Below are 23,073 nucleotides of genomic sequence, written 5' to 3' on the forward strand. Positions count from 1 at the left end.
GTGGAGGAGCCCTTGCGACGCCGTGGACGAGGCCCGGCCGGGCCGTGGAGGCGAGGCGTCCCGGCCGGGCCAGGGATGTCGAAGAGCACCGGGCCAGTCCCCGGTGCGCCCCTTGATCACGAGAGGACGAGTGTCATGAAGATCCGACCCGAGGCAAGTGGAAGTGCGGCCGCGCTGGGCGTGGGCGCGGGCCCGGTCGCGGCGGTCCCCACGCCCGAGGAGACGGGAGCCGCACCGGCCGGGAGCACGCATCCGTCGAGCGGATTCGATCCTGCGGCGCTGCAGTCCGCCCTGGACGGAATCCACCGTGCGGGGACGCCGGGTGTCTACGCGGAGGTACGCGCGGCCGGCCGGACATGGCGCGGCGCATCCGGCGTCGCCGATCTCCGAACCGGCCGTCCCGTCGCTGCCGACATGCGGCAGCGCGTGGGCAGCATCACCAAGACCTTCACCGCCGCCGCCGTCATGCAGCAGGTCGAAGGCGGCCGGATCGAACTCGACGCACCGATCGGCGGTTATTTGCCGCACTTGGTGCCGGGAGAACGCGGCGAAAAAATCACCGTCCGGATGCTGCTCAACAACACCAGCGGCATTCCCGATTACCTCCCCTACGCCTTCCCGTCCCTCGGTAAGTTCCCCTCCCTGCCGGACATCTCGCCCGAGAGCCTGGACGACAACCGGTTCCGGGAGTTCCGCCCGGAGGAACTGATCGAGAGCGGACTCAACGCGCCTCCCGCCGGCGAGCCGGGAGGCCCCACCGGGACGTACTCCAACACCAACTACCTGCTCCTCGGCCAACTCCTGGAACAGGCAACGGGCACCACGGCCGAGGAGTGCATCACCCGGAATGTCATCGAGCGCGCCGGCCTCCGGCACACCGAATTCCCGGCCGGACCGCATATCGACGGACCACACTCGCGGATGTACGAGGCGTTCTACGGCCTGATCGATCCGCCCCGCGACTACAGCGTCTACAGCACGTCATGGGTGCGCACAGGCGCCGGGCTGGTATCGACCATGGAAGACCTCAACCATTTCTACGGCGAGCTGCTCGACGGCCGGATCGTCAGCCCTTCGTCGCTCGCGCAGATGCAGCGCACGGTCCCGGTCCGCGCCCTGGACGGACAGCTGATCGACTACGGTCTCGGTCTGCAGAAGGTCACGGTTCCCGGCTGCGGCACCTTCTGGGGCCACCACGGCACCGTCTGGGGGGCCGCAACGATCTCCCTGACCCGCGCCGACGGAAAACGGCAGCTGTCCCTCGCGATGAACCTCTCCAGGTGGAACAGGATCGACGCTTCGGGAAAGCCGCAACACCACCCCATCGACGACGCGCTTTCGGTCCTGTACCGGCACGCAACATCGGGCAGCGGAACCGCCGTCCAGGCCAAGGACGCGGAGAGTGAGCAGCCCGGGCCACGGTGACGGCTGACGGCCTGGCCCAGGGGACGATCCGTCTCCTTCGATGCAGCGCAAGCCGTATCGCTGCGAGAAGTCGATACCCCCTCGCATTCCAGCCCGGGATCCGCGAAAAAGAGCGTATTGCCGTGCCGCCTCTGGGTACTTGCCACATACTTTCGCGAGGTCGGCAAGCCAGGACCAGGGCAAAAACAAAGGCAAGGAGGTCATCCACTCCTTGCCACTCTCAACATATAGCGCATGGGGGGCCTTGCCGCAAGGCCCCCCTCGTGCCGCAGAATCGCCGGCCGAAGCCACAATCTGCGGAAACGGGTGTCGCGAAGTGCGTGTGTTGTTGTCGACCTATGGGTCGCGGGGGGACGTCGAACCGCTGGCGGGACTCGCGGTGCGGTTGCGGGAGCTCGGCGCGGAGGTACGGGTGTGCGCGCCGCCGGATGAGGAGTTCGCGGAGCGACTGGCCGGCATCGGTGTGTCGCTGGTGCCCGTCGGTCCGTCGGCGCGCGAGCTGACCACCGCGGCGCCGCCGCCGTCTTCGCTGCCCCAGTACGCGGCCGAGCTGATCGCCACCCAGTTCCAGGTGGTCGCCGCGGCGGCCGAAGGATGTGACGCATTGGTGGCGACCGGCATGTTGCCGGCCGCGGCCGGCGCGCTGTCGGTGGCCGAGAAACTGTCCGCCGCCCTCAAGACCGCCCTGGCCCCCGAGACCCGCGCACGAGCGGCCGCCGTGGCCGGGACGGCCCGTACCGACGGCGCGGCGGTGGCCGCGAAGCTGCTGCTCGACGCGGTCGGCTGAGAACAGCCACCGACGTCCGGTGAATCCCACGGGACCGGGACCGGGACCGGGACCGTCGAGCCGAGACCGAGAACCAGAACCCTTGCCGCGCGCAACGGTCGCGAGCGAGCGACCGCAGATCGGAGCCCTGCTGTGCACCCGCTGACCACCAGCGTGTTCGACCTTCCCGACCACCTCTCCCCCAAGGCCGATCCCACGCTGATCGCCGGCGACGAGCAGCACTTCGCGGCCATCGCGGAGAGCCTTGAGCAGACCATCGCCGAACTCTCCGGCCGCCTCGAAGCCGAGCGCAAGGCCCCCGGTGGCATGGGGCGGCAGGCCATGGACCGGGACGCGGAGATCCACCGGCTGACCGCCCGCCTGCGCGCGCTGCGTCGCTTCGGCCTGGACCTGTGCCTCGGACACATGGTCGGCGCGGACGGCTCGGAACCGGTGTACGTCGGCCGACTCGGCCTCACCGACAGCACGGGTCGCCGGCTGCTGGTCGACTGGCGCTCCCCCGCGGCCGAGCCGTTCTTCGGAGCCACCCACGCCAACCCGATGGGTCTGGCGAGCCGCCGCAGGTATCGCTGGACCCGCGGCCGGATCAGCGACTACTGGGACGAGGTGTTCACCCCGGACGGAGGTGTCGGGCACGCCGCGCTCGACGACCAGTCCGCCTTCATCGCCAGTCTGGGCAGCAACCGCTCGGCACGGATGCGCGATGTGCTCGGCACCATCCAGGCCGACCAGGACACCATCATCCGCGCGGGATCCCGCGGCGCCCTGGTGGTCGACGGCGGTCCGGGCACCGGCAAGACCGTGGTCGCCCTGCACCGCTCCGCCTACCTCCTCTACTCCGACCCTCGCCTCAGTCACCGAAGGGGCGGTGTGCTGTTCGTGGGTCCTCACCGGCCCTACCTGGCCTATGTCGCCGACGTCCTCCCCAGCCTCGGGGAGGAGGGGGTGCAGACGGCCGTGCTGCGGGACCTCGTCGCCGAGGGAGCCACCGCAGCGGTGGAGGCCGACCCGGAGGTGGCCCGTCTGAAGTCGTCCGCGGACATGGTGAAGGCGATCGAGACGGCCGTCAGGTTCTACGAAGAGCCACCCGCCGAGGGGATGACGGTCACGACCGACTGGTCCGACATCTGGCTGAGCGCCGACGAATGGGCCGAGGCCTTCGACGCACCCGAACCAGGCACTCCGCACAACGAGGCGCGCGAGCAGATCTGGGACGCGCTGGTCACGATCCTGCTGGACAAGCTCGACGGTGACGTCTCCCCCGAGCTGTTCCGCAGGTCGTTGCTGCACGACGAAGAGCTGGTCACCACGCTCAACCGCGCGTGGCCGCTGCTCGAAGCGGCCGACCTCGTCGGAGACCTGTGGTCGGTACCCGCGTACCTGCGGATGTGCGCTCCCTGGCTCAGCCGCGACGAGGTGCGCAGGCTGCAGCGCAAGGAAACCCCCCAGGCCTGGACGGTGTCCGACCTGCCGCTCCTGGATGCGGCACGGCAGCGCCTCGGCGACCCGGAGGCGGCTCGACGACAGCGACGGCACAAGGCCATCCTCGCCGCCCAGCGCGAGCGCATGACGCAGGTCGTCGACAACCTGATCGAGGCCGCGGCCAGCTCCGGCGCCGACGGTGATGACGGCGAGGGCCTGGTGAGGATGCTGCGCGGCCAGGACGCCCAGGTCAGCCTGGTCGACGAGTCCGAACTGCCCGCCCTCGAAGCGGACCGGCTCGCCGGCCCGTTCGCCCACATCGTGGTCGACGAGGCCCAGGAACTGACCGACGCGGAATGGCAGATGCTGCTGCTCCGCTGCCCCTCCCGCAGCTTCACCATCGTCGGTGACCGCGCCCAGGCCAGACACGGCTTCACGGAGTCGTGGCAGGAACGGCTCGAACGCATCGGCCTCGACCGGATCAACCTCACCTCCCTGAGCATCAACTACCGCACCCCGGAAGAGGTCATGGCAGAAGCCGAGCCGGTCATCCGCACCGCACTCCCCGACGCCAACGTACCGACCTCCATCCGCAGCAACGGCCTCCCCGTCGTCCACGGATCCGCCACCGACCTGCAGTCGATCCTCGACACCTGGCTCGCCGCACACCCCGAAGGGACCGCCTGCGTCATCGGCGACCCCACGTTCCCCGCGACGTCCCGCGTCAGGTCGCTGCCCCCGGAGCTGTCCAAGGGGCTTGAGTTCGACCTGGTCGTCCTCATCGACCCGGACGCCTTCGGCCAGGGCATCGAAGGCGCCGTCGACCGCTACGTCGCGATGACCCGAGCCACCCGGCAACTCGTCGTCCTGACCAGCGCCTGACACCCCGGCCGGACGCCCGCCCGCCCCCACGGAAACCGCTTGAGCAAGCGATCATGACCGTGGCACCACTTCGTGGTTCCTCACATGGTCACGGGATGCGTAGGGGGTCGGTGGGCGTGCCGCTCGGAGAACTGGTGAAACAGCGGGCGATGGGCCCGGCGGACGCCGAGGCGCGGCCTGGTCATGCTGCAGGACGCGGAGCCGGAGAAGGGCATCGCGAAACTCGACATCTACCTGGGCGAGAAGGCGTACTGGGGCAAGGGCTACGCCACTGACGCGGTACGGACGATCTGCCGCTACGGCTTCGAGGACATGCGCCTGCACAAGGTGACGCTCACCGTGGTCACGGAGAACGACGCCGCACGCAGGGTCTACGAGAAGGCCGGCTTCGTCGAGGAGGGCCGCCTGCGCCAGGTCTTCCGTCGTGACGGCCAGTGGTACGACATGTTCACGATGGGCCTGCTGGCGAGCGAGCTCCGCTGAGCCGGGATCAGTACGTCACGGTGATCCGCCGTGCCGGGCCGTCCACGCTCACCAAGCCGCCGTACGGGATCACCCATTGCGGATCGGTGTGCCCGAAGTCCACGTCGAAGACGGCCATGGTCTGCGGGGCATACGCCGCCAGCGCACGCAGCACCGCCTGGCGCTGTTCCACCGCGTAACGCCGCTTGCTCTCCGCATTGTTCGGCTGCCCGAAGGGCCATGCCTTGGCGCGGCCGGCCGCACTTCCCGTCCCGCACTTCCGTTTCCGGCGAGCCCTCTCGTGGCGTGGAGGTCCACGGGTCTCGGGCTCATCGGCTCGGTCACCGAATTCGGTTTCCTGGGCCGGCGCGATCGGCCAAGCTGGGGCCATGCCTCGCAGAATCATGTTCGTGCAGCTCAAAACGGGCTACGACACCGATCGCGGACCCTCGTGGATCGGATGGGTGGAGTTCTCCAAGACCTGGAAGACGGCCTACTTCCACGGGCGGACCCTGCGGCGTGGCACGGGTCTCGGCTTGTCCGACGCCAACTTCTACGACGTCGAAACCCATGAGGACTTCTGGATCTCTGGACCGAAACGCGACCGGGGCGACACACGGTACGGACCGGAGGGGCCGACCATAGAGGGCGATGCCGCAGACGCTTACCGAGCGTTTCTCCAGGGGGCACCACTCCCCGGCCGGGAGGACGGTTAGGCGGTGCCTCTCGGGCGTCCTGCGGCCGAAGGACGTCTCGGCTCCGGCCGGTGAACGGTTAGGTGGTGTCTCGCGGCGTCTCGTGCGTTGAGCGTCCCGCTTCTACGCCTGCGAGGGGCCGAGGACGAGGAATTCGTTCCCCTCGGGGTCGGTCAGCAGCCGTCGGGGTGACTCGTGCGCTCCGGCGTCCCCGTGTGCGGCACCTGCGTCCAGCAGGCGCTGCACCTCGGCCGAAAGGTCGCTGCCGGCGCTGGTCGTGAGGGCCAGGTGGAGGCGGTTCCGGCTGGTCTTGGGTGCCACTGGCGGGCCCATGACCAGCGTGGGTCCGTCGGCGGCTGCCGGGGCGAGCCTGACGCCCCAGTCGCCCTTGTCCACGAGGGACCAGCCGCTCGCCTCTTCCCAGAACCTGCCCTGCGTGGTCGGGTCGGCGGCGTCCTGGCAGATCTGGGCAAGGCGACCGTGGGAGCCCTTCTGGGGCAGGACGCAGAATTCGTTGCCCTCCGGGTCGGCGAGCACCTCCCACAAAACCGCGCCCTGCCCGATGTCCAGGCGCCCGGCGCCCAGGGCCAGCAGGCGCCGCACGTCGTCCGCGTCGCCGGCGAGATCGAGGTGAACCCGGTTCTTCGCGGTCTTCGGCCGCTCCGAGGGGACGAACAGCAGGCCGACATCGCCCGCGCCGCGCGGCCGGATGGCCGTACCGTCGGCGATCGAGCCGTCGGCGATCGAGCCGTCGGCGATCGAGCCGTCGGCGGGGGCGGGCGGCTCGCATTCCAGGGCCTGCGCCCAGAAGCGGGCCAGGCGCGATGGGTCCGACGCCTCGATGACGACCGTGGTCAGCTTCGTGGGCATGCCGAGGACTCCTGTCGGTTGGCAACTTCGGCTGCTAGGCAGGGTAGTTGGCGGTGCTTCCGTTCATGGCGACGGCCCGTTGGGCGGTGGTGAGGGGCGGCGTCAGGTGGTCCGGCACGTCAGGCCGGTGATGCGGATCCTGCGCCGTGGTCAGGGGCGTACCGGCCGAGGTGGCGCTCGCAGGCGTCCCGGGCCGGGGCGGACAGCAGGTCGTGCGAGCGGGTGAACAGCCGGTAGAGGGCCGGGCCGTAGCGCTCGGCCAGATCGGCGTGGTGCGTCAGCACGTCGAGCTCGTTGGCGGCGGTGATCTCCAGGAAGGCACACACGTCCGGTTCCGGCGGCGTGTGTTCCCGGCCGGTGAAGCGGTCGCGGAAGACCACGGGGCGCCCGCCGCCGAGCCGTGGGTACACGACATCGCGGTCGCAGCTCGCATAGAGGTGGACCAGCGCCTCCGCCCGTTCGCCGATCAGTTCGGCCAGGACGGCGCGCTCGGTGACGTCCAGCAGTGTGTGGCCGAATCCGTCCGTGCCGTAGGCCGCGTGGCAGAGCCCCGCGATCTGTACGGCCGGGCCGGCGCCCCACGCGTCCAGCAGTTGCGCGACGCGCGTCAGGTGTTCCAGGAGTGTGCCACCGGGGTGGGGCACCCGGTCGGCGCCCCGGGTGCGCAGGAAGTCATCGATGTCCGGCCGCGCCGTGGCACCACCCGGGCCGCTTCCCCTGCCGCTTCCGCTTCGGCTTGCCGAAGAGCCGCCGTCCGTCAGGTCGCCCTGCTGCATCACGCCGCCGCCTCGTCCGCCGCGTGGGCCACCTCGGCCACCAGCCGTGCCGTGACCGGGGTTTCGACGCCGTGGGCGGTTCCGGCGCGCAGGACGGCTCCGCCGATGGCGTCGAGTTCGAGGGGGCGTCCGGCCTCGGCGTCGCGCTGCATCGAGGACTTCATCGACTGCGGAGCGCCGTCGAAGAACGACAGCAGGGACTCGGTGGTCACCGCCGCGCCGGCGGCCCGTGCCACGGCGGTGATCTCGTCGAGCACGGCGACCAGCTCCGGCCTCCGCTCACTGCGTACGGTCCCCAGGCCGGCCCGGTAGCGGGTGGTCAGCAGGGCGAACGGGGCCAGGAAGGCGAGTTTGTCCCAGAGCATCGCGGCCTCGTCGGGGCGCAGCGTCACGCCGAGGCCGGCCTGCCGCAGGCCGTCGGCGAGCGCGTCGAGCGGTGCCGCGAGTTCGAGGTGGGCGAAGGGGCTGGTGTGGACGATGCGGCCGGGTGCCGTACGGGTGGCCTCGACCTTGATCGTCCCTGCGACGACACCGGCGGCGGGGTAGCGCCGGCGGAGTACCGCGAGGTGGTCGAGGCCGTTGAGGAGGGGGACCACCAGCGCCTCACCGAGGATGTCGGCCGGGACCCGGTCGAGCGCCTCGTCCAGGGTGGTCTGCTTGACCGTCACGAAGACGGCGTCCACCGGCTCGCGCAGACGGGTGTCGGCTTCGACCTCTGCGGTGAAGTTCCCGTACCGGGCGCTCTCGACGTGGAGGCCGTCCCGGCGGAGTGTGGCCGCGGTCTGCTCGCCGGCCAGGCAGATGACGCGGTGTCCGTCACGGGCGAGCAGCGCGCCGAGCAGACCGCCGACGCCGCCGGGTCCGAGGACGGCCACCCTCAGGTTGGTTGTGCTCACGCGTCTGCTCCTGTCCTGACGAGACCGTCTGATCGGTGTGATGGGTGTGATGGGCGTGATGAGTGGGATGGGCGTGATGGGTGTGGTCGGGGTGGTCGAGGCGCCAGGCATGTAGGCCGTGTGCATCGGTGGATGGGCGACGACGGTTCCCTGGCACGGGGTGCGGGTCGGCACCCGCCGTACTCTCGCGCGTCCGGATCACGCAGAAAGCAGCGGCGGGTTGCCGCCCTGGGCCCTGTGACGATGATCAAGCCTCGGGGAAACCCAAGTCAATCCATGGGTTTACTGGGAAATACCCAAGCGATGCCTTGGGTTGGCGGGAGCGGCGCTGCCCGGGCATCACGCGATCACGCGATCACTCGGCCTCTGCGCCCGCGGCTATAGGGCTATCCATTCGCTGGCCGTCGTGACCTCGTCGAGGAGGTCGGTGAGCGGCTGGATGCCGAGGCCTGGGCCGGTGGGGACGTTGAGGTGGCCGTCGGTGAGGACGAAGGGGGGCGTGATGTCGGTGGCGAAGTAGCGGTGGGAGCCGGAGGTGTCGCCGGGGAGGGTGAAGCCGGGCAGGGCGGCGAGGGCGACGTTGGCGGCGCGGCCGATGCCGGTTTCGAGCATGCCGCCGCACCAGACGGGGATGCCGTGGGCGCGGGCCAGGTCGTGGATGCGGCGGGCTTCCAGGTAGCCGCCGACCCGGGCCGGTTTGATGTTGATGAGGGAGCAGGCGCCGAGGGAGATGGCCGCCGCGGCGTCGGCGGCGGACTCGATGGACTCGTCCAGGCAGATCGGGGTGCGCAGCATCTTGGCGAGCTGGGCGTGCTGGACCATGTCGTCGTTGGCGAGGGGCTGTTCGATCAGGAGCAGGCCGAAGGCGTCGAGTTTGGCGAGCTGTTGGGCGTCCACGAGGGTGTAGGCGGCGTTGGCGTCGACCTGGAGGAGGAGGTCGTCGCCGAAGCGTTCGCGGACGGCGCGGACCGGTTCGACGTCCCAGCCGGGTTCGATCTTCAGCTTGATGCGGACGTACCCCTCGGCGACGTAGCGTTCGACGGCGTCGAGGAGTTCCGGGACGGAGTTCATGATGCCGACGGAGACGCCGCAGGGGACGCGGTCCCGGGCGGCGCCGAGGTAGGAGCCGAAGGACTCGCCGGCGATGCGGAGTTGGGCGTCCAGGACCGCGGTTTCCAGCGCGCACTTCGCCATGTGGTGGCCGGTGAAGGGCTCCAGTATCCGTCCCACCGCGGCGGCGTCCACGCCGTCCTTGGGCAGGGCGGGGATGAGGAACTTGCGCAGGACGTCCTGTGCGCCGTCGACGTACTCGGAGCAGTAGCGGGGTTCGGACATGGCCGCGCATTCGGCCCAGCCCTCGCCGTCGGAGGTGACGACGCGGACCAGCAGCACGTCGCGGCTGGTCTGGACGCCGAAGGAGGTGCGGAACGGTGCGACGAGCGGCATCGCGATCCGGCGCAGTTCGACGCCGGAGATTTTGATCTTCATGGTGGGGTAACTCCTGTGGCTGGATGGAGAGTTGAGGGGTCAGGCGATGGAGGTGGGGGTGCGGTGGACGACGTAACTGCGCCGGTCGTGGAAGCCGGTCACGCGCGCGCCTTCGGCGAGCAGGCCGCCCAGGGTGTGCCGGACGGCCAGTCGCCAGGCGCGGGCGGCGCCGGCGTCCTGCCGACGGAGGGCTTCGATGTCGTCGGGCAGGTCGACGAGGACGGTGTCGGCGTCGGCCGGTCCGGTTTCGGGGCGGCCGCCGCGGTTCCGCAGGGCGTGTGCCGCGTCGGCGAGCCCAGCGGATGCGTTGCCCGGCCCTGGTGCTTCGGTGGGTGCGGTCAGGTCCCAGGCGGCCAGCACGCGGTCGGACTCGTCGCCGCCGTTGATGGCGTCGTCCATGGCGCCGTAGAAGGAGGTCAGATACTCCTCGGGGCGGGCGCCGAGTTTGACGAGGTTGAAGTAGGCGTTGCGGCGGATGAGCGGGTCGTAGGTCCAGGTGATGCGCTTCAGTCCGCGGGCGAGCGCCCACCGGCGCTGGTGCTGTTTGAGGGCCAGGCCGATGCCGCGGCCCATGGCGGCGCCGGTGATGTGGGAGTGCAGGGTGGTCGCGATGGGGTCGCCGAAGAAGGCGACGGACGCGCCGACCAGCCGGCCGTCCTCGTAGGCCCCGGCCACGTAGTTGCCGGCGTGCGCCAGGGCACGCATGACCTCGGCGGAGACGGGCGGGCCGGCGGTCTCCGTGCCCCAGATGTCGGCGTAGAGGCGGCTCACGGTGGCGAACTCCTCCACGGCGTGGAGTTCGCGGATCTCGGGTCCGTTCATCGCAGTGCTCCGACGAGGTGGGACAGGAGGCGGGCCCGGACCGGCATGGTGGCGGCGAGGACGTGTTCGTGGTCGGCGTGGGCGCCGTCGCCGACAGCACCGAGTCCGTCGAGGGTGGGGCAGCCGGCTCCGGCGGTGTAGTTGCCGTCGGATGCTCCGCCGACGGCCGCTTGCCGCAACGGGTCGAGGCCGAGCTGTGCGGCCTGTTCGGCGGCCAGGGCGAACAGCTCACGGGAGGCGTCGGGATCCAGGGGCGGACGGTTGGGGCCGCCGTCGATCTGCAGACGGGCGCCGCGGATCTGCGGTTGCCTGGTCCGGATGAGCTGGTCGACCGCTGCCTGTGCCGCGGCGGTGGGCACGCGCACGTCCACGTTCAATTCGGCGCGGGCGGGCACGGTGTTACTCGCGGTGCCCGCGGACATCAGGGTCGGGGTGAGGGTCGTCCCGGGCCCGGTGCGCGCGGTGACGCTGTCGGCGATGTGCTGCAGGGCGAGGAGCTGGTGGGCGAGCTCGGTCGCGGCGTTCACGCCCTTCTCGGGTTCCAGCCCGGAGTGGGCGGCCCGGCCGTGAACCGTGATGTCGTAGAGGGAGACGCCCTTGCGGCTGGTCTTCAACGCGCCTCCGGGGGCCGAGGGTTCGAGGACGAGGGTGGCCGTGCACTGACGCGCGAGGTCCTCGATGAGCCGGCGGGAGGTGTTCGAGCCGACCTCTTCGTCGCCGGTGACCAGTACGCAGATGCCGTCGAGGGACGGGAGCGAGGCCAGCGCGTGGAACATCTGGACCAGGCCGGCCTTCATGTCGAAGACGCCCGGGCCGCGGGCGATGCCCTGCTCCACCGACCAGGGGTGGGTCGTGAGGGAGCCGATCGGCCAGACGGTGTCGTGGTGGCCGAGGAGCAGGATGCGCGGCGTTCCGAAGGTCCACTGGACGTGGGTGACACCGCCGATCACCAACGTCTGCGCGGGGGTGCCGAGCAGGCGGCCGCCCTGCGCGGCGACGACCTGGGCACTGCGGGCCACGGCCGCATGGTCGGCGGAGTAGGACTCACAGGTCACGAGTTCTTCGAGGTCGGCGAGCATGGCGTCGAGGCTCGCCCTACGGTCCGCTCGCGCGGAACGGGATGCGGGGTCAACCGGCACGGGTCCTCCAGGGGTGGGATGACCGCCACGCTAGGCACGCTGACCAGGGCCTGGTTGGTAGCCCGGTGACAATCTGGGGAGCCGATTGGTGCCCGGAACCGAATCCGTGAGGAACGCCGGTGCCCGGCGGACCGGCCGCCCGCCGGGCACCGGTCGGACATGCGCGGGGGCGGCCCGCGCGACATCCGTAGGCGGGGTGTGCCGGGTGTCGCCGCTATCCTGCGGGCCATGTCCCACGCGTATGCAGCCCTTGACGATGCCGGGGTCGCGAGAGCAGCGGCCCGCGCCGGCGCGGACGTGGTGCGCAGCATGTACGGCCGGCGGCTCACCCGTATCGACAAGGGCGGCGGGGACTTCGCCACCGCCGCCGATGTGGAGGCCGAGACGGCGATCCTCGGCGTCCTCCGTGCCGCCCGGCCGGACGACGCCGTCCTCGGCGAGGAGGGCGGACAGCAGGGTGCCGCGAAGGCCGCGCGCCAGTGGCTGGTGGATCCCTTGTGCGGCACGCTGAACTACGCCGTCGGCACCATGCTGGTGGCCGTCAACGTGGCGCTGCGCGACGGGGCGGCAGCGGTGGCCGACCCGTTCAGCGGCGAGATCTTCTGCACCGACGGTGAGACCGCCTGGGTGCGGCACGACGGGGCGGATACCCGACTGGCACCCACGCCCGCCTCCCCACTCGTGGACGTCAACCTGGACCCGCCGTTCCCCAGCGCGCCCGGATTCCGGGCCGTGGACCTGCTGGCCCACCCCGCGTTCGCCGAACGGTTCCGGCCCCGGGTCGCCTCCACGACGCTGGCGTTGGCCTGGGTCGCCGCCGGCAGGCGCGCCGCGTACGTCACGGACGGCGGCGACCTGTCCGGGAGCGTGCACTTCGCCGCCGGTATCGCCCTGTGCCGGGCCGCCGGCTGCGTGGTCACGGGGATCGACGGCGCCCCGGTCGGGCCGGCAGGTCGCGGCCTCGTCGCGGCTGCCGACCGGGAAACCCACCGGCTTCTGATGTCCATGATGGGGAACTGATGCCTGGTCGAAGCCGGCACTGCGTCTGAGAGGTCACCGCCGCCCGGCCCTCGATACGGTCACGGGAGGCCTGCGCCTCCGGTACGCGTCCCCCCGCTCTCGCCGTTGCCCATCAGGCGGAGTTGGAGCATCGCGGCGAACCGGGCGGACGGGTCCTGCAGGTCCAGCTGTCCCACCTCGGCCACCCGGCGGAGGCGGTAGCGGAACGTGTTGGGGTGGACGAACACGCTCGCAGAGGCGGCGATGACGTCCCCGAAGGCGTCCAGCCACGCCCGCAGCGTCTCGACGAGATGGGCGTTGTGCTTGGTGTCGTAGGCCGTCAGCCGGGCGAGCGGGCCGGAGGGCTCGTCGCGGTGGGCGATCGCAAGGTCCCGCATCTCCAGCAGGAGGGCGTCGACGTACACGTCGGCGATCGAGGCGACGCGCTGGGCACTCTCGCCGCTGAGCAGTACGCGCAGCGCCCGGTCGGCGTTGGCCCGCGAGCGCGGGAGGGCGGCGGGCTCCTGGGCGACCGGGCCGATGCCGATGACGGCGCCGGCCCGGCCACCGGTGCGCTGCAGGAAGTTCTCCGCCACCTGCACGGAACGTTCCCGGGCCTGGGCCGGGTCGCCGGCCACCGGGAACAGCGCGTACGCCACGTCTCCCAGCAGGGCCACCGCGGAACGGGGCTGGACGGCGGTGAGGTGGACGGCCAGGGCGCTCGCGAGGCGCTGGCGCTCGGCGGTGAGGTGGGCGTGGTCCTCGCCGGCGCCGGGGGCCGGCCCCATGGCCATGACCAAGGTGGGCTCGTTCACCAGGCCCAGCCGGCCGAGCGCGTCGACCGCCCCTCCCCCGCCCTCCAGAGCGGTGGCGACGAGGTCGGCGCGCAGCCTGTTCTCGGCGTCGGTGCCCGCGCGGAACCGGAGCATGTGCAGCGCGGTGAGCTTGGCCGCCTCCCGGAACGCCTGGTCGCGCTCGGGGGTGAGCGGCTTCCGCAGCGCCGCCCACACCGACCCCAGGATCTCGTCCCCCGCGCGCACCGCGATCGCCACGCGTGGCAGCGCGACCTCGTCACCGACGGCCGGCGGAGGAATGTGCACCGGGCCCGCACTGCGGTACAGCTCCTTGAAGGCCCCGGTCTCCTCATGGACGCGCAGGTAGCAATCGGGCACCTGCCGGGCCAGGATGCTCTCCACGCGGGCGGTGTCGGCCTCGTCCTGCCGGCCGGAGAAGGCCAGGATCCGCGAGCGGCGGTCCTCGATGGTGATCGGGGCGTCCAGCAGGGTGGCGATCGCGTTGGCCAGCGCGAAGAGGTCACCGGACGGCACCCCGCCGAGCGTGTGTGCCCCCGCTTCGCCGACGTCCCCTTCGGACAGCAGCGTCCGCAGCATCGCCGCCAGCTGGGCCCAGGACGCGCCACGGGTCAGGGCCAGCAGCGCCACACCGGTCTCGGCCACGACCTGTTCGAGCTCGCCCGCGTCCTCGACCGGGCCCCGGACCACCAGAGCCGCGGCCCGAGGAACGGCGAGCTCCCGCAGGAGCCGGGAGATCTGCTCGGCTCCATGAACACCGACGCCGAGCACGATGGCGCGCTGCGGATACTGCTGGTCGTCATGCGGGTCGTGGATGCCGACGCCGCCGATCTCCTCGGCCGCCTCGGCGTCGCCGTACGACAGGTCCAGCAGGGTGGAGCCGAAGTCCTTGAGCACCCGGCTCAAGCTTCTGGCGGGGTGCGACGACATGCGCCTGATCATCTCCGCAGGTTAGGACCGTTACCGGCCCCCGGGTTGGTGCGTGCGGACGAGGATAGGCGAGTGCGTTCGTACCTGAGAACGAACGTGAGCGATCACCAACCGAGCGATCACGAACATCGTTGATCGCGGCTGGGGCGGCTGGGTTGATCGCGGCTGGGGTGATCACGGCTGCCTTGATGACGAACCCGGCGCGGCGTCGACCGGTGCCTCGGTCGAGTCGACCAGTGGCAGCAGACCCGCGGCCTCCAGCGCCGTCTCGATCATGTCGAGCGCTTCGATTCCCGCGGCCTTGGACAGGTGGGTCCGGTGGGGCGGGTGCGTCAGCCGGCGAGGCGTTCCGCGAGCAGGAACGCGCCGATGACGATCATCATGGCACCGGAGACCCGCATGACCGCTCGGGCCGCCGAAGGGCGGGTCTTCAGGACGGTGCGGGCCAGGACGCCGACGGTGAGGTAGACCAGGGCGCAGGCCGTCATGTGGAGAATGCCGAGCAGACCGGTCTGTGCGGCAACCGGCCAGCCACCCTCAGGGTTGATGAACTGCGGGAACAGCGAGAAGTACAGCAACAGCGCCTTGGGGTTCAGACCGCTGATGCCGGCACCCTTGAGCATGATCCGCCCGCGCGACGCGGCCGTCGTCGAGGAGGCCACCGCAGAGGACACCAGCGTTGAGGAGGGCGCCGTAGAGGACACCACCGTCGAGGGGGCCACCGCGGAGGGGGCCACCGCGGAGGGGGCCACCGTCGTGGATGCCACCGTTGTGGATGCCACCGTCGTGGAAGCCTTCGTCGCCGTGGGCGCGTCCAAGTTCGTCTCCGTGGCCGCGCCCAGGGCCACCGGCCGCGACAGTACGCCCCAGCCCAACCACATCAGGTAAGCGGCACCGGCGACGGTCAGCGCGGTGAGCACGGGCGGCGAGCTCGCCACGAGCACCACCAGGCCGGCCACGGCGAGCAGCGTGTAGCCCGCGTATCCGGCTATCAGCCCGGCGACCGCAGGAACCACCGACCGGTCCCGCAACCCCGCCGAGATCGCATAGGCCCAGTCCGCGCCCGGAGTGAACACCAGCAGCAGATCCACCGCCAGAAAAGCCGCCAGCGTTGTCATGTGCATCGATCGATTCCTCTCACGTTCCTTGCTCTGAGAGGAAAACCTAGGCTGGACCAGCCAGAAAGTGTTTCTGTTCTTACCCCAAGATCGCGGCTCGTGAGGGAGAATCTTCTCCATGGATGCCCTCGACCGGAAAATTCTTACCGAGCTGCAGTTGGACGGCCGCCTGACCGTCACGGAGCTGGCCGCCCGCGTGCAGCTGAGCGTGTCGCCCTGCCACCGCCGCCTGCGCGACCTCGAACGCGAGGGCGCCATCCGCGGCTACCGCGCCGTCGTCGAGCCGGCTGCCATCGGCCTGAACTTCGAAGCTCTCGTCTTCGCCACTCTGCGCTGGGAGGACCGCGACACCGTCACCGCCTTCGAAGAGGCCGTGACCGCCATCCCGCACGTGATCCAGGCCCAGCGCCTCTTCGGCGAACCCGACTACCTCTTGCGGGTCGCCACCACCGACCTGGCCGCCTACCAGCAGCTCTACGACCAGCAGCTGGCCAAGCTGCCGGGCGTCCAGCGGCTGACCTCCACCCTCGTGATGAAGAACGTCATCGACGACCGACCACTGCCCGAGTGACCGGTCACTGCCCGAGTGACCGACCACTGCCCGAGTGACCAGTCACTGCCATCCCTAGAGGTGCGATGCCAAGGCGGCATAGACCTTCCGCCAGGCATCCGCGCCCGCGTGCGGGTCGTAGTCCTCCGGGCGGTCCGCGCAGGCGAAGCCGTGCCGCGCGCCCGGGTAGGTCACCAGCTCGTGCGGCACCTTGGCCTCGGTGAGCCGCCGTTCGGCCTGCTCCCACTCCTCGGCCGGGATGATGTGGTCCAGCTCGCGGCGGAAGCCCAGCAGGAAGGCGCCGCCCTCGGCGATCCGCTCACTGGTCTCCAACGAGGGCACCGGGCCGACCAGGGGGAAGCCGCTGTTCAGTAGCCACCCCGGGTAGAAGACGGCGGCCAATTCGAAGCGCAGCTCGGTCGCCGCCCGCAGGGCGATGTGTCCGCCCATGCTCAGTCCGAGGAAGGCCACGCCCCGCTCCCCGGCCTCAGCACGCGCCACCGACAGCGCCGCCGAGGCATCGGCCACCAACTCGTCCCGGTCCAGGGCGCGCATCAGCGCCAGACCGTCCTCGCGCTCCTCGACCGAGTACCCGAGCGCGGTTCGGCGGGCGTTGCGCCAGTAGTAGTCGGGTGCCAGCGCCACATACCCGGCCGCCGCCAACTCGGCGCAGGTGTCGCGGACGTAGGCGTTCACTCCGTACAGCTCGGAGCAGATCACCACCGCGCCCCGCACCTCACCCTCCGGGCGGTGCACATACGCCTCGATGCCACCGGCTTCGCGAGCCTCTCCCACTGGCCAGTCATCATTCCCCCGTGATTCCCCGTGCCTTGATTGCCGAATGTCGCCGCAATCCTAGGCTCACGCAACGTCCGTCACACCGGACACGGGAAAACGCATGAAGTCGCCGCACAGAAGGGCAAGTTGACGACTGTCGAGGCGGCACCGTCGATCGCGGCCGTCGATGCACGACCGTCGACCGCGGCCGACGGTAGCGGCCGACGATCGCGGCCGACGGTCCGCAGGGGCCTGTCAGTGGTCCGCACTACCGTGTGATGCATGACCGACATCAGTTTCTGGACCACGCCGGCGGACCGCATGGTGCGCGGCAGCATGGGCAGATGCGACATCACCGTCCTCCCACCGCCGTTCACGGCGACCGCCCACACCCTCCCGGCCAACGACCCCGTCCGGGCAAGGGAGTTCGCCCGTTCCTTCGGCACCGTCGATGAGGTGCTGGGAGAGATCGAGACCCGGCCCGCAAACCAGATCCTGTACCCCAGCGAGCGAGCCGACCTCGACCAGATACAGGCCGGGGCATGGGGCCCCGTATTGGGGATCAGCGATCCCGCGCTCGGTGGCGACGGCAACGACACCCCGCTGCTGTACGAGGTGGGCCGGCTGCGCGAGCGCTACCCGGATGCCCGGATCGTCGGACGGGTGGAGGTGGACTGCGGCGAGTCCCACACCGAGGACATCGTCTGGCTTCCTGACGGCACCATGTTCCACGCCTCCGGCTGGCCCGGGATGGAGCCCTGGGAGTTGACCGGCGATCCCCACGCGGTTGCCGCTGCCCTCGGCATCACCGGTGAGATGCTGGAGGACATCGACGTCGACCTGAACGCCGGGCCCGAGGAAGTGGAGTGGGCGGCCTTCGTCGGCCTGGCCCTGGGCGAGGCAGACCCGTGGCCCTGGACGCACCCGGAGACTTCCGTCTTCACGGTCCGCCACACCGTGAGCTCCACCTACCGCATGGAGAAGCTGTACTTCCTCGGCGGCTGAGGCCAGGCGTGCCCTCTCCGTGGTCGAGTCCGCTACCGACGGGTCTGCTTCATCTCGCGGTCAAGGGCCCAGGCGTCGGCGACCGGCCCGATGTGGCCGAGCTTGTCAGGATTGATCACCGAGCGGATGGTCTGGATCTGCCCGTCGAGCACGTCGAGCACCAGGGTGTGGAGCACCTTGCCGTCCCGGTCGCGGAAGATCGCGCCCGGCTGGCCGTTGATGTCGTGCGGCTCGAAGGACACATCGATCCGGGCCATCCTGGGGAAGACGGAGGCAAGGAGCCTGGCGACCTTCTCGGGGCCGATGACGGCCCTGGCCAGCTGCGGGGCCTTGCCGCCGCCGTCGCCGACCATCGATACGTCGGCGGCGAGGAGTTCCTGCAGACCGGCCACGTCGCCTTCGCGGAGGGCGTCGAAGAATCGCGAAGCCAGTTCCTCCCGCTCTTCGCGGACCGCTTCGAAGCGCGGCCGTCCGGCTTCCATATGCCGTCGCGCCCGCACCAGGAGCTGTCGGCACGCCGCTTCGGAGCGCCCCACCGCCGCGGCGACCTCGTCGAACCCGAAGCCGAACACCTCCCGCAGCACGAACACCGCCCGCTCCAGCGGGCTGAGGCGCTCCAGCAGGAGCAGCGCCGCCATCGACACCGAGTCGGCGAGCTCGACCGACCGCGCCGGATCCTGATACGGATCGCTCAGCAGCGGCTCGGGGAACCACGGGCCCATGTACTCCTCCCGCCGGACCCGCGCGGAGCGCAGTACATCGATCGAGATCCGCGTCACCGCGGCCGACAGATAGGCCTTGGTCGAGGTGGGCCGGGTGGCCGAAGCGTCGAAGCGCAGCCACGTCTCCTGCACCGCGTCCTCGGCCTCCCCCACACTGCCCAGGATCCGATAGGCGATCGAAAACAGCAGCGGCCGTAGCTCCTCGAACTCCTCGACCTTGCGCACGCCGCATCCCCTCCCCGTGAAGCCCGCCCCCGGCCGTACTCGCCGGCGCAGACATGTTCTTGATGATCGTGCAGCCCCGTCGACAGGCCAGAGTAGGGCCACGGCCCGGAGGCCACGAGCCCGGAGGTCTTGAGCCCGGAGGTCTTGAGCCCGGAGGTCTTGAGCCCGGAGGTCTTGAGCCCGGGGTCATGAGCCCGGGGTCGTGAGCGAGAGGGCTCGGAGCCCCAGGGCGGGCCCCGAGCCGGTTGCTGGTGCCGGTCAGTGGAACTGCCCGGGCTCGTAGTTGCCGGCCGGCTGCTGGGAGATGACGTTCAGCCGGTTCACCATGTTCATGAAGGAGACCAAGATCACCAGGGCGTTGAGCTGCTCCTCGTCGTAGTGCTTGGCGGCGTTCGCCCACACCTCGTCGCTGACCCCGCCGGCAGCATCCGCGACCCGGGTCCCCTCCTCCGCCAGCTCCAGCGCGGCACGCTCGGCCTCGGTGAAGACCGTGGCCTCCCGCCAGGCCACGACCAGGTTCAGCCGCACCGAGGTCTCACCGGCAGCCGCGGCCTCCTTGGTGTGCATGTCGATGCAGCCGGCGCAGCCGTTGATCTGGCTCACGCGCAGCGCCACCAACTCCTGCGTCGCGGCCGGCAACGGCGAGTCCTTGATCACCTTGCCCGCCGACATGACGTACTTGAGGGCCTTGCCGGCGGTCGGGCTGGCGAAGTAGTTCAGTCGCGCGTCCATGGTGTGCTCCTCTGCGGTTGTCAGTGACTACACCCCTGAGACGGGGTGGCCCGACCCCCTGTGACATGGACGGATGTGACCTGCGTCGCTCCCGCTGCCGGCCCACGTCGGCTGAGGAGGTCCGCGGTGGGGGACCGGTGCGGCGCCCTCGCGGAAGTCGATCACACAGCGGGACCACTCAGGCTCTGGCTCAGGCTCAGGCTCCCCGCATCCCCGGACGGAATCCGCTCGTTCTGCGGTCACCATATGTCCGGGGTCGGGATCGCCCGGCTGAAGTCGCCGGTCCGCAGCGCGTCGGTGGGTATCGACCAGTGCATCCAGCCGCCGTCGCCGCCCAGGTACCACTCCTCCTGTCCGGACAGCTGGAGCAGGTGGTGGTAGGTGGTGGGGTCTTCGCCCCACGGCACGGTCGGCGAGCTCCCCGTGGGGAACGTCGGCCAGCCGAAGGCCAGGTCCTCGGCAACGAGGGCACCCGGTCGCCCCGACCAGTCGGTGAGCAACTCCTCCACGTACTGACCGGGCATGGCCCTGGCCATGTGGTCGGCATCCGGTCCGAGGTCGAGGGCGTCCCAGGCCGGGTCCCAGGTGTCGGGGAAGTCGAACCCGGGCGTGGCTGCCCAGGCGACCGGGTCGAAGACGCTCGACCGGGCGGGCGGGTTCGTCTCGACGGCGTGCGCCGAGCGGGCCGAGATCACCTTCCCCAACTGCGCATCGAAGGAGTGGTACGTGAGTGCCAGCTCGTAGGAAACGGGATCGCACTGCTCGGAGTCGGTGTCGAGGGAGAAGAAGTTGAGCAGGCCCGTTCCGGCCGGGAGGACGTCGTCGAGCCAGGGGGCCAAGGCGTCCGTGTCGAGCACGGCGATCAGGCTCAACGGAAAGCCGTCGCACGTCGGCCAGGGCGTGCCCGGTTCGAGCAACGCCCGGCCGCCGAACCGGCTGTGGCCGGCGGCTTCGCCGGGAGCGGCCTCGGTGAGGTCGAAACCAGGTCGGGCCAGGCGGACGAACCGGTCGGCGAGACCTGGGCCGAGACGCTCGGCGCAGAAGTCCCGGAGGGCAGGACGCACGGACTCTGGGGTCATACGCCCCAGTCAAGCACCCGCCACTGACAGAGGCCGCTGCGCGCAGTACGCCCGGACAAACCAGGCGCTCTCGCTCACCCTGGCAGGTAGGCGGGTACCTGTCCTTGCTCAGGGAGAACGCCGCGGTGGCCGGCCGGCGCGCCAGAGTCTTTCGGTGACCGGTGCGGTGAAACGGGCGGCCAGCGGGACGGCCACGGCAAGGACAACCACCGTCACCAGCACCGGTCCCTGGCCGAAGAATCCGGTCACCATCCTGGCGACGTCCCACTCCGGCGCGTCCGACCGACACACGTACCCTTGGGTCGAGCAGCCGGTCAGCACGCCCTGAAGGGTCACTCCCCACGTCCAGATTCCGGCGATCAGCCACCCGCCGAGCAGGCACGCGGGAAGAACGGCCAGTTTCAGGAACCGTGGCATGCGTTGCGCCTGTGGGTCGCCCCGGAACCACTGGGCCCCGACCACCGTGAGCCAGCCGCACAGCAGCACCGCCACGGCGGCCAGCGCAGCCAGGAAGGACGGGGCCAACGGCATGCCGGAGAGGCCGTAACCGGAAACCCTCGTGTAGAGGGCGAGCCAACTGCCCACCACCACACCGGCGGCCACGGTCACACCGGTGAGCGCCGACCGGCCGAGCCCGGCCGGACCACCCGCGTACCACTGGTGGCGCCAGAGCGTGAACCCCACGAACAGCGTCAGCCCCACTCCGACGAGCAGCCCGCACAGCACCGGGGTGAAGAAGCCGTCCCTCGGGCCGTAGAACCGCAGCAGCATGTCCTGGAGCGTCGGCAGCAGCACACCCGCGACGGTCGCACCGAGGAACACCCGTCCCGGCGAGGAGGCGAGCACGCGGCCCGGGGACCTGGCCACGCCGACCCGTTCCGTTCCCATGGGGTGGTGGCGCAGCCAGGACCGCAGCCGTGCCGCACCCGTACCGTCCGCGCTGCCGGCCTCCGCGCCGAGGGCGGCGAGCAGGCCCTCCGGGTCGGTCATTCCGGCGTGCACGTCCGCATGGTGTTCGCGGATCCTCAGGTAGGCGCGGACGATCAGCTCGCCGAGCAGGGTGAGCAGGACGACCCGGGCCAGGGCGACCACCATCGCTCCCGGCGTGGAGTTGCGGTTGAGCACGTCCAGTGTCATGGCGAAGGCGATGAAGGCCCCGGCGAACAGGTTGGAGGGACGGAACACCGTCAGCAGGTTGTACGCCTGAAGGTCCCCGCCCCGAAGATGCGCGAGCTCATGCCGGACCACGGCCTCGAAGATCCGCCGTCCGTGGTCGCTCTTCTCGCGGAGCACCAGCAGGCCCGGGCTGAGCATCAGCAGGGGCCGACCTCGTTGCCCGGTGACGTACGCTCCCGACGCCAGCCGCGGGTCCACCATCACGGTCGGCTCGCGATGCAGCCGGGCTTCCGTGACGAGGTTCTGCACCGCCTCGCCGACGCCGCGGAAGGGGGTCTCGGCCAGCGGCGTGGAACGCCGCTGCCGGCGCCAGCCGGTGTGCACCCCGATCACGAGCCCGGGCGTGAGCAGCATCATGAGGTAGTTGATCGTGCCGCTGACCATGGCGCTGGGATCCCTGGGGCAGTTGAGGGACGAACCCGTGCACAGCTCCGCCACGGGTGCCTGCAGGGTGGCCATCCAGAGCGCGAAGAACAGGTCCTGGGTCAGCACCGTGGCGACCAGCAGGGTCAGCATCAGCGAGAGGTCGGAGGGAAACGCTTCGATGTCGAGCGCTGTGGAACGACGGGGTGAAGGGGAGGGGCGGGAAGAGGCGGCGGTCATGACGTCGGCTCCTGGTTCGCACCCCTGCCGGGCCGCGGCAGCGCCGGTTCGCCGACCCCCGCGTCGGCGAACACCCCCGCCCGGCCCGCCTCGCACCGAACGGCGCTGGTGTCGGCCCATAAGTTCGGTGTGCGTCTGTGTCCCGAGTGCTGCGGCATCGCCTCGTCCCCTCACCGCTCGACCCTGCGTGGAGGGCAAACTCCTATCGCCCTCACCGTTCTCGGCGCAAGGTCCTGCCGGCGCTCCGTCGCGCGACCGCGGAAGTCGTGCCGGAGGCGACGTGGGGGGAAACCCAACTCCGTTGGCCGGAACGGTACTTCGGGGCGCATACGGCGCACCATGGCCCAGCCGAGCCATCAGCGGGACGGGCTGACGCCGGCGCGCAGGCGCTGACGCGGAACGTGGCGGGGCCCGGGAGTCGTATCCAGCTCCCGGGCCCCTGGGGATGCCACCCAATTGCGCACGCCGGCGGCGTTTAAGAGGACGGATCAGTCATCAGGCCGTCGTGTTCTTCCTTTGAACTACCGCACCGCGGAGAGGTGCAGGCGAGATTCGAACTCGCATCCGACGGCGTTCGTCCGTCCTCGGTCGGTCCGGCGATCGGCGGCGATGCTGAAGCTGGAGCGAGAGTCTGAGATTGATGCGGTTTTGCCTCTGCCATGTTGGGCCACCCCGGCCCGT

20 protein-coding genes and 2 pseudogenes are annotated in these 23,073 nt (G+C 70.6%); 8 read left to right on the forward strand and 14 right to left on the reverse strand.

All coding sequences use genetic code 11. The features are described 5' to 3' along the window. Nucleotides 1-135 precede the first annotated feature (135 nt). From AB0G35_RS11725 to AB0G35_RS11740, 4 genes and pseudogenes are all read left to right on the forward strand, one after another. Complete coding sequence (locus tag AB0G35_RS11725) at nt 136-1,425, forward strand: serine hydrolase domain-containing protein (protein WP_360947339.1); 1,290 nt, start codon at nt 136-138, stop codon at nt 1,423-1,425. Between the two features lie 316 nt (nt 1,426-1,741). Further along, nucleotides 1,742-2,089: pseudogene (locus AB0G35_RS11730) on the forward strand (glycosyltransferase); the annotation flags it as partial. A 255-nt stretch (nt 2,090-2,344) separates the two neighbouring features. After that, nucleotides 2,345-4,516 carry an RNA polymerase recycling motor ATPase HelR gene (gene helR / locus AB0G35_RS11735; RefSeq protein WP_360947341.1) on the forward strand — a complete coding sequence of 724 codons (2,172 nt, stop codon included), beginning with the start codon at nt 2,345-2,347 and terminating at the stop codon, nt 4,514-4,516. 183 nt (nt 4,517-4,699) lie between these two features. Next, nucleotides 4,700-4,999 (forward strand): GNAT family protein, encoded by a 300-nt coding sequence (locus AB0G35_RS11740; protein ID WP_360947343.1) that lies wholly within the window; start codon nt 4,700-4,702, stop codon nt 4,997-4,999. Between the two features lie 7 nt (nt 5,000-5,006). Here the strand turns inward: AB0G35_RS11740 and AB0G35_RS11745 are convergent. Beyond that, nucleotides 5,007-5,234: pseudogene (locus AB0G35_RS11745) on the reverse strand (LD-carboxypeptidase); the annotation flags it as partial. A gap of 148 nt (nt 5,235-5,382) precedes the next feature. Between AB0G35_RS11745 and AB0G35_RS11750 the strand changes: the two are divergent. Further along, nucleotides 5,383-5,694 carry a hypothetical protein gene (locus AB0G35_RS11750; protein ID WP_360947564.1) on the forward strand — a complete coding sequence of 104 codons (312 nt, stop codon included), beginning with the start codon at nt 5,383-5,385 and terminating at the stop codon, nt 5,692-5,694. A 102-nt stretch (nt 5,695-5,796) separates the two neighbouring features. Here AB0G35_RS11750 and AB0G35_RS11755 read toward each other — a convergent pair whose 3' ends face one another. From AB0G35_RS11755 to AB0G35_RS11780, 6 genes are all read right to left on the reverse strand, one after another. Further along, nucleotides 5,797-6,543: a VOC family protein gene (locus AB0G35_RS11755; RefSeq protein ID WP_360947345.1), complete on the reverse strand. Its 747-nt coding sequence runs from the start codon at nt 6,541-6,543 to the stop codon at nt 5,797-5,799. Nucleotides 6,544-6,662: 119 nt separating this feature from the next. Next, the gene (locus tag AB0G35_RS11760) at nt 6,663-7,319 is read right to left on the reverse strand and encodes a DUF6817 domain-containing protein (protein ID WP_360947347.1); all 657 of its coding nucleotides are present in this window, start codon (nt 7,317-7,319) and stop codon (nt 6,663-6,665) included. Further along, nucleotides 7,319-8,215 carry a 2-dehydropantoate 2-reductase gene (locus AB0G35_RS11765; RefSeq protein ID WP_360947349.1) on the reverse strand — a complete coding sequence of 299 codons (897 nt, stop codon included), beginning with the start codon at nt 8,213-8,215 and terminating at the stop codon, nt 7,319-7,321. The genes AB0G35_RS11760 and AB0G35_RS11765 overlap by 1 nt, the downstream gene beginning before the upstream one ends. Before the next feature lie 378 nt (nt 8,216-8,593). Then, a complete protein-coding gene (gene menC, locus AB0G35_RS11770; RefSeq protein WP_360947351.1) occupies nt 8,594-9,703 on the reverse strand; it encodes an o-succinylbenzoate synthase in 1,110 nt (369 codons plus the stop codon). A gap of 39 nt (nt 9,704-9,742) precedes the next feature. After that, entirely contained in the window at nt 9,743-10,525 is a 783-nt protein-coding gene (locus AB0G35_RS11775; RefSeq protein ID WP_360947353.1) for a GNAT family N-acetyltransferase, read from the reverse strand. Beyond that, nucleotides 10,522-11,604 carry a M20 family metallopeptidase gene (locus AB0G35_RS11780; protein WP_360947355.1) on the reverse strand — a complete coding sequence of 361 codons (1,083 nt, stop codon included), beginning with the start codon at nt 11,602-11,604 and terminating at the stop codon, nt 10,522-10,524. Before AB0G35_RS11780 ends, AB0G35_RS11775 begins: the two co-directional genes overlap by 4 nt. A gap of 288 nt (nt 11,605-11,892) precedes the next feature. Here AB0G35_RS11780 and AB0G35_RS11785 point away from each other — a divergent pair, with 288 nt between their 5' ends. Next, a complete protein-coding gene (locus tag AB0G35_RS11785; protein ID WP_360947357.1) occupies nt 11,893-12,684 on the forward strand; it encodes an inositol monophosphatase family protein in 792 nt (263 codons plus the stop codon). Nucleotides 12,685-12,743: 59 nt separating this feature from the next. Here AB0G35_RS11785 and AB0G35_RS11790 read toward each other — a convergent pair whose 3' ends face one another. Together AB0G35_RS11790 and AB0G35_RS11795 are read right to left on the reverse strand one after the other, a co-directional pair. Beyond that, entirely contained in the window at nt 12,744-14,405 is a 1,662-nt protein-coding gene (locus tag AB0G35_RS11790) for a helix-turn-helix domain-containing protein (protein WP_360947359.1), read from the reverse strand. A gap of 332 nt (nt 14,406-14,737) precedes the next feature. Continuing rightward, on the reverse strand, nt 14,738-15,529 hold the full coding sequence (locus tag AB0G35_RS11795; RefSeq protein WP_360947361.1) for a LysE family transporter: 792 nt from the start codon (nt 15,527-15,529) through the stop codon (nt 14,738-14,740). Between the two features lie 112 nt (nt 15,530-15,641). Between AB0G35_RS11795 and AB0G35_RS11800 the strand changes: the two genes are divergently transcribed. Beyond that, entirely contained in the window at nt 15,642-16,094 is a 453-nt protein-coding gene (locus AB0G35_RS11800; protein WP_360947363.1) for an Lrp/AsnC family transcriptional regulator, read from the forward strand. Nucleotides 16,095-16,148: 54 nt separating this feature from the next. Here the strand turns inward: AB0G35_RS11800 and AB0G35_RS11805 are convergent, their stop codons facing one another. Then, a complete protein-coding gene (locus AB0G35_RS11805; protein WP_360947365.1) occupies nt 16,149-16,868 on the reverse strand; it encodes a dienelactone hydrolase family protein in 720 nt (239 codons plus the stop codon). 264 nt (nt 16,869-17,132) lie between these two features. Here AB0G35_RS11805 and AB0G35_RS11810 point away from each other — a divergent pair, with 264 nt between their 5' ends. Further along, complete coding sequence (locus AB0G35_RS11810) at nt 17,133-17,855, forward strand: DUF6333 family protein (RefSeq protein ID WP_360947367.1); 723 nt, start codon at nt 17,133-17,135, stop codon at nt 17,853-17,855. Between the two features lie 32 nt (nt 17,856-17,887). On the opposite strand, the gene AB0G35_RS11815 is transcribed toward AB0G35_RS11810, so the two are convergent. From AB0G35_RS11815 to AB0G35_RS11830, 4 genes are all read right to left on the reverse strand, one after another. After that, nucleotides 17,888-18,802, reverse strand: a complete 915-nt coding sequence (locus AB0G35_RS11815; RefSeq protein ID WP_360947369.1) for an RNA polymerase sigma-70 factor — start codon at nt 18,800-18,802, stop codon at nt 17,888-17,890. 258 nt (nt 18,803-19,060) lie between these two features. Further along, a complete protein-coding gene (locus AB0G35_RS11820) occupies nt 19,061-19,534 on the reverse strand; it encodes a carboxymuconolactone decarboxylase family protein (RefSeq protein ID WP_360947371.1) in 474 nt (157 codons plus the stop codon). A gap of 239 nt (nt 19,535-19,773) precedes the next feature. Then, nucleotides 19,774-20,613 carry a DUF1963 domain-containing protein gene (locus AB0G35_RS11825; protein ID WP_360947373.1) on the reverse strand — a complete coding sequence of 280 codons (840 nt, stop codon included), beginning with the start codon at nt 20,611-20,613 and terminating at the stop codon, nt 19,774-19,776. A gap of 108 nt (nt 20,614-20,721) precedes the next feature. After that, entirely contained in the window at nt 20,722-22,392 is a 1,671-nt protein-coding gene (locus AB0G35_RS11830) for a M48 family metalloprotease (protein WP_360947375.1), read from the reverse strand. Nucleotides 22,393-23,073: the final 681 nt, after the last annotated feature.

This window comes from Streptomyces sp. NPDC021749 (assembly GCF_040640655.1).
In the GTDB taxonomy this organism is placed as follows: domain Bacteria; phylum Actinomycetota; class Actinomycetes; order Streptomycetales; family Streptomycetaceae; genus Streptomyces.

Excerpts from the sequence above, each read along its gene's own strand:
- AB0G35_RS11810 (WP_360947367.1), top strand. The coding sequence starts at position 17,133 with ATGACCGACATCAGTTTCTGGACCACGCCGGCGGACCGCATGGTGCGC.
- AB0G35_RS11740 (WP_360947343.1), top strand. The coding sequence starts at position 4,700 with ATGCTGCAGGACGCGGAGCCGGAGAAGGGCATCGCGAAACTCGACATC.
- AB0G35_RS11750 (WP_360947564.1), top strand. The coding sequence starts at position 5,383 with ATGTTCGTGCAGCTCAAAACGGGCTACGACACCGATCGCGGACCCTCG.
- AB0G35_RS11780 (WP_360947355.1), bottom strand. The coding sequence starts at position 11,604 with ATGCTCGCCGACCTCGAAGAACTCGTGACCTGTGAGTCCTACTCCGCC.
- AB0G35_RS11795 (WP_360947361.1), bottom strand. The coding sequence starts at position 15,529 with ATGCACATGACAACGCTGGCGGCTTTTCTGGCGGTGGATCTGCTGCTG.
- AB0G35_RS11785 (WP_360947357.1), top strand. The coding sequence starts at position 11,893 with ATGTCCCACGCGTATGCAGCCCTTGACGATGCCGGGGTCGCGAGAGCA.
- AB0G35_RS11820 (WP_360947371.1), bottom strand. The coding sequence starts at position 19,534 with ATGGACGCGCGACTGAACTACTTCGCCAGCCCGACCGCCGGCAAGGCC.
- menC (WP_360947351.1), bottom strand. The coding sequence starts at position 9,703 with ATGAAGATCAAAATCTCCGGCGTCGAACTGCGCCGGATCGCGATGCCG.
- AB0G35_RS11825 (WP_360947373.1), bottom strand. The coding sequence starts at position 20,613 with ATGACCCCAGAGTCCGTGCGTCCTGCCCTCCGGGACTTCTGCGCCGAG.
- AB0G35_RS11760 (WP_360947347.1), bottom strand. The coding sequence starts at position 7,319 with ATGCAGCAGGGCGACCTGACGGACGGCGGCTCTTCGGCAAGCCGAAGC.
- AB0G35_RS11755 (WP_360947345.1), bottom strand. The coding sequence starts at position 6,543 with ATGCCCACGAAGCTGACCACGGTCGTCATCGAGGCGTCGGACCCATCG.
- AB0G35_RS11830 (WP_360947375.1), bottom strand. The coding sequence starts at position 22,392 with ATGACCGCCGCCTCTTCCCGCCCCTCCCCTTCACCCCGTCGTTCCACA.
- AB0G35_RS11790 (WP_360947359.1), bottom strand. The coding sequence starts at position 14,405 with ATGTCGTCGCACCCCGCCAGAAGCTTGAGCCGGGTGCTCAAGGACTTC.
- AB0G35_RS11800 (WP_360947363.1), top strand. The coding sequence starts at position 15,642 with ATGGATGCCCTCGACCGGAAAATTCTTACCGAGCTGCAGTTGGACGGC.
- AB0G35_RS11775 (WP_360947353.1), bottom strand. The coding sequence starts at position 10,525 with ATGAACGGACCCGAGATCCGCGAACTCCACGCCGTGGAGGAGTTCGCC.
- AB0G35_RS11725 (WP_360947339.1), top strand. The coding sequence starts at position 136 with ATGAAGATCCGACCCGAGGCAAGTGGAAGTGCGGCCGCGCTGGGCGTG.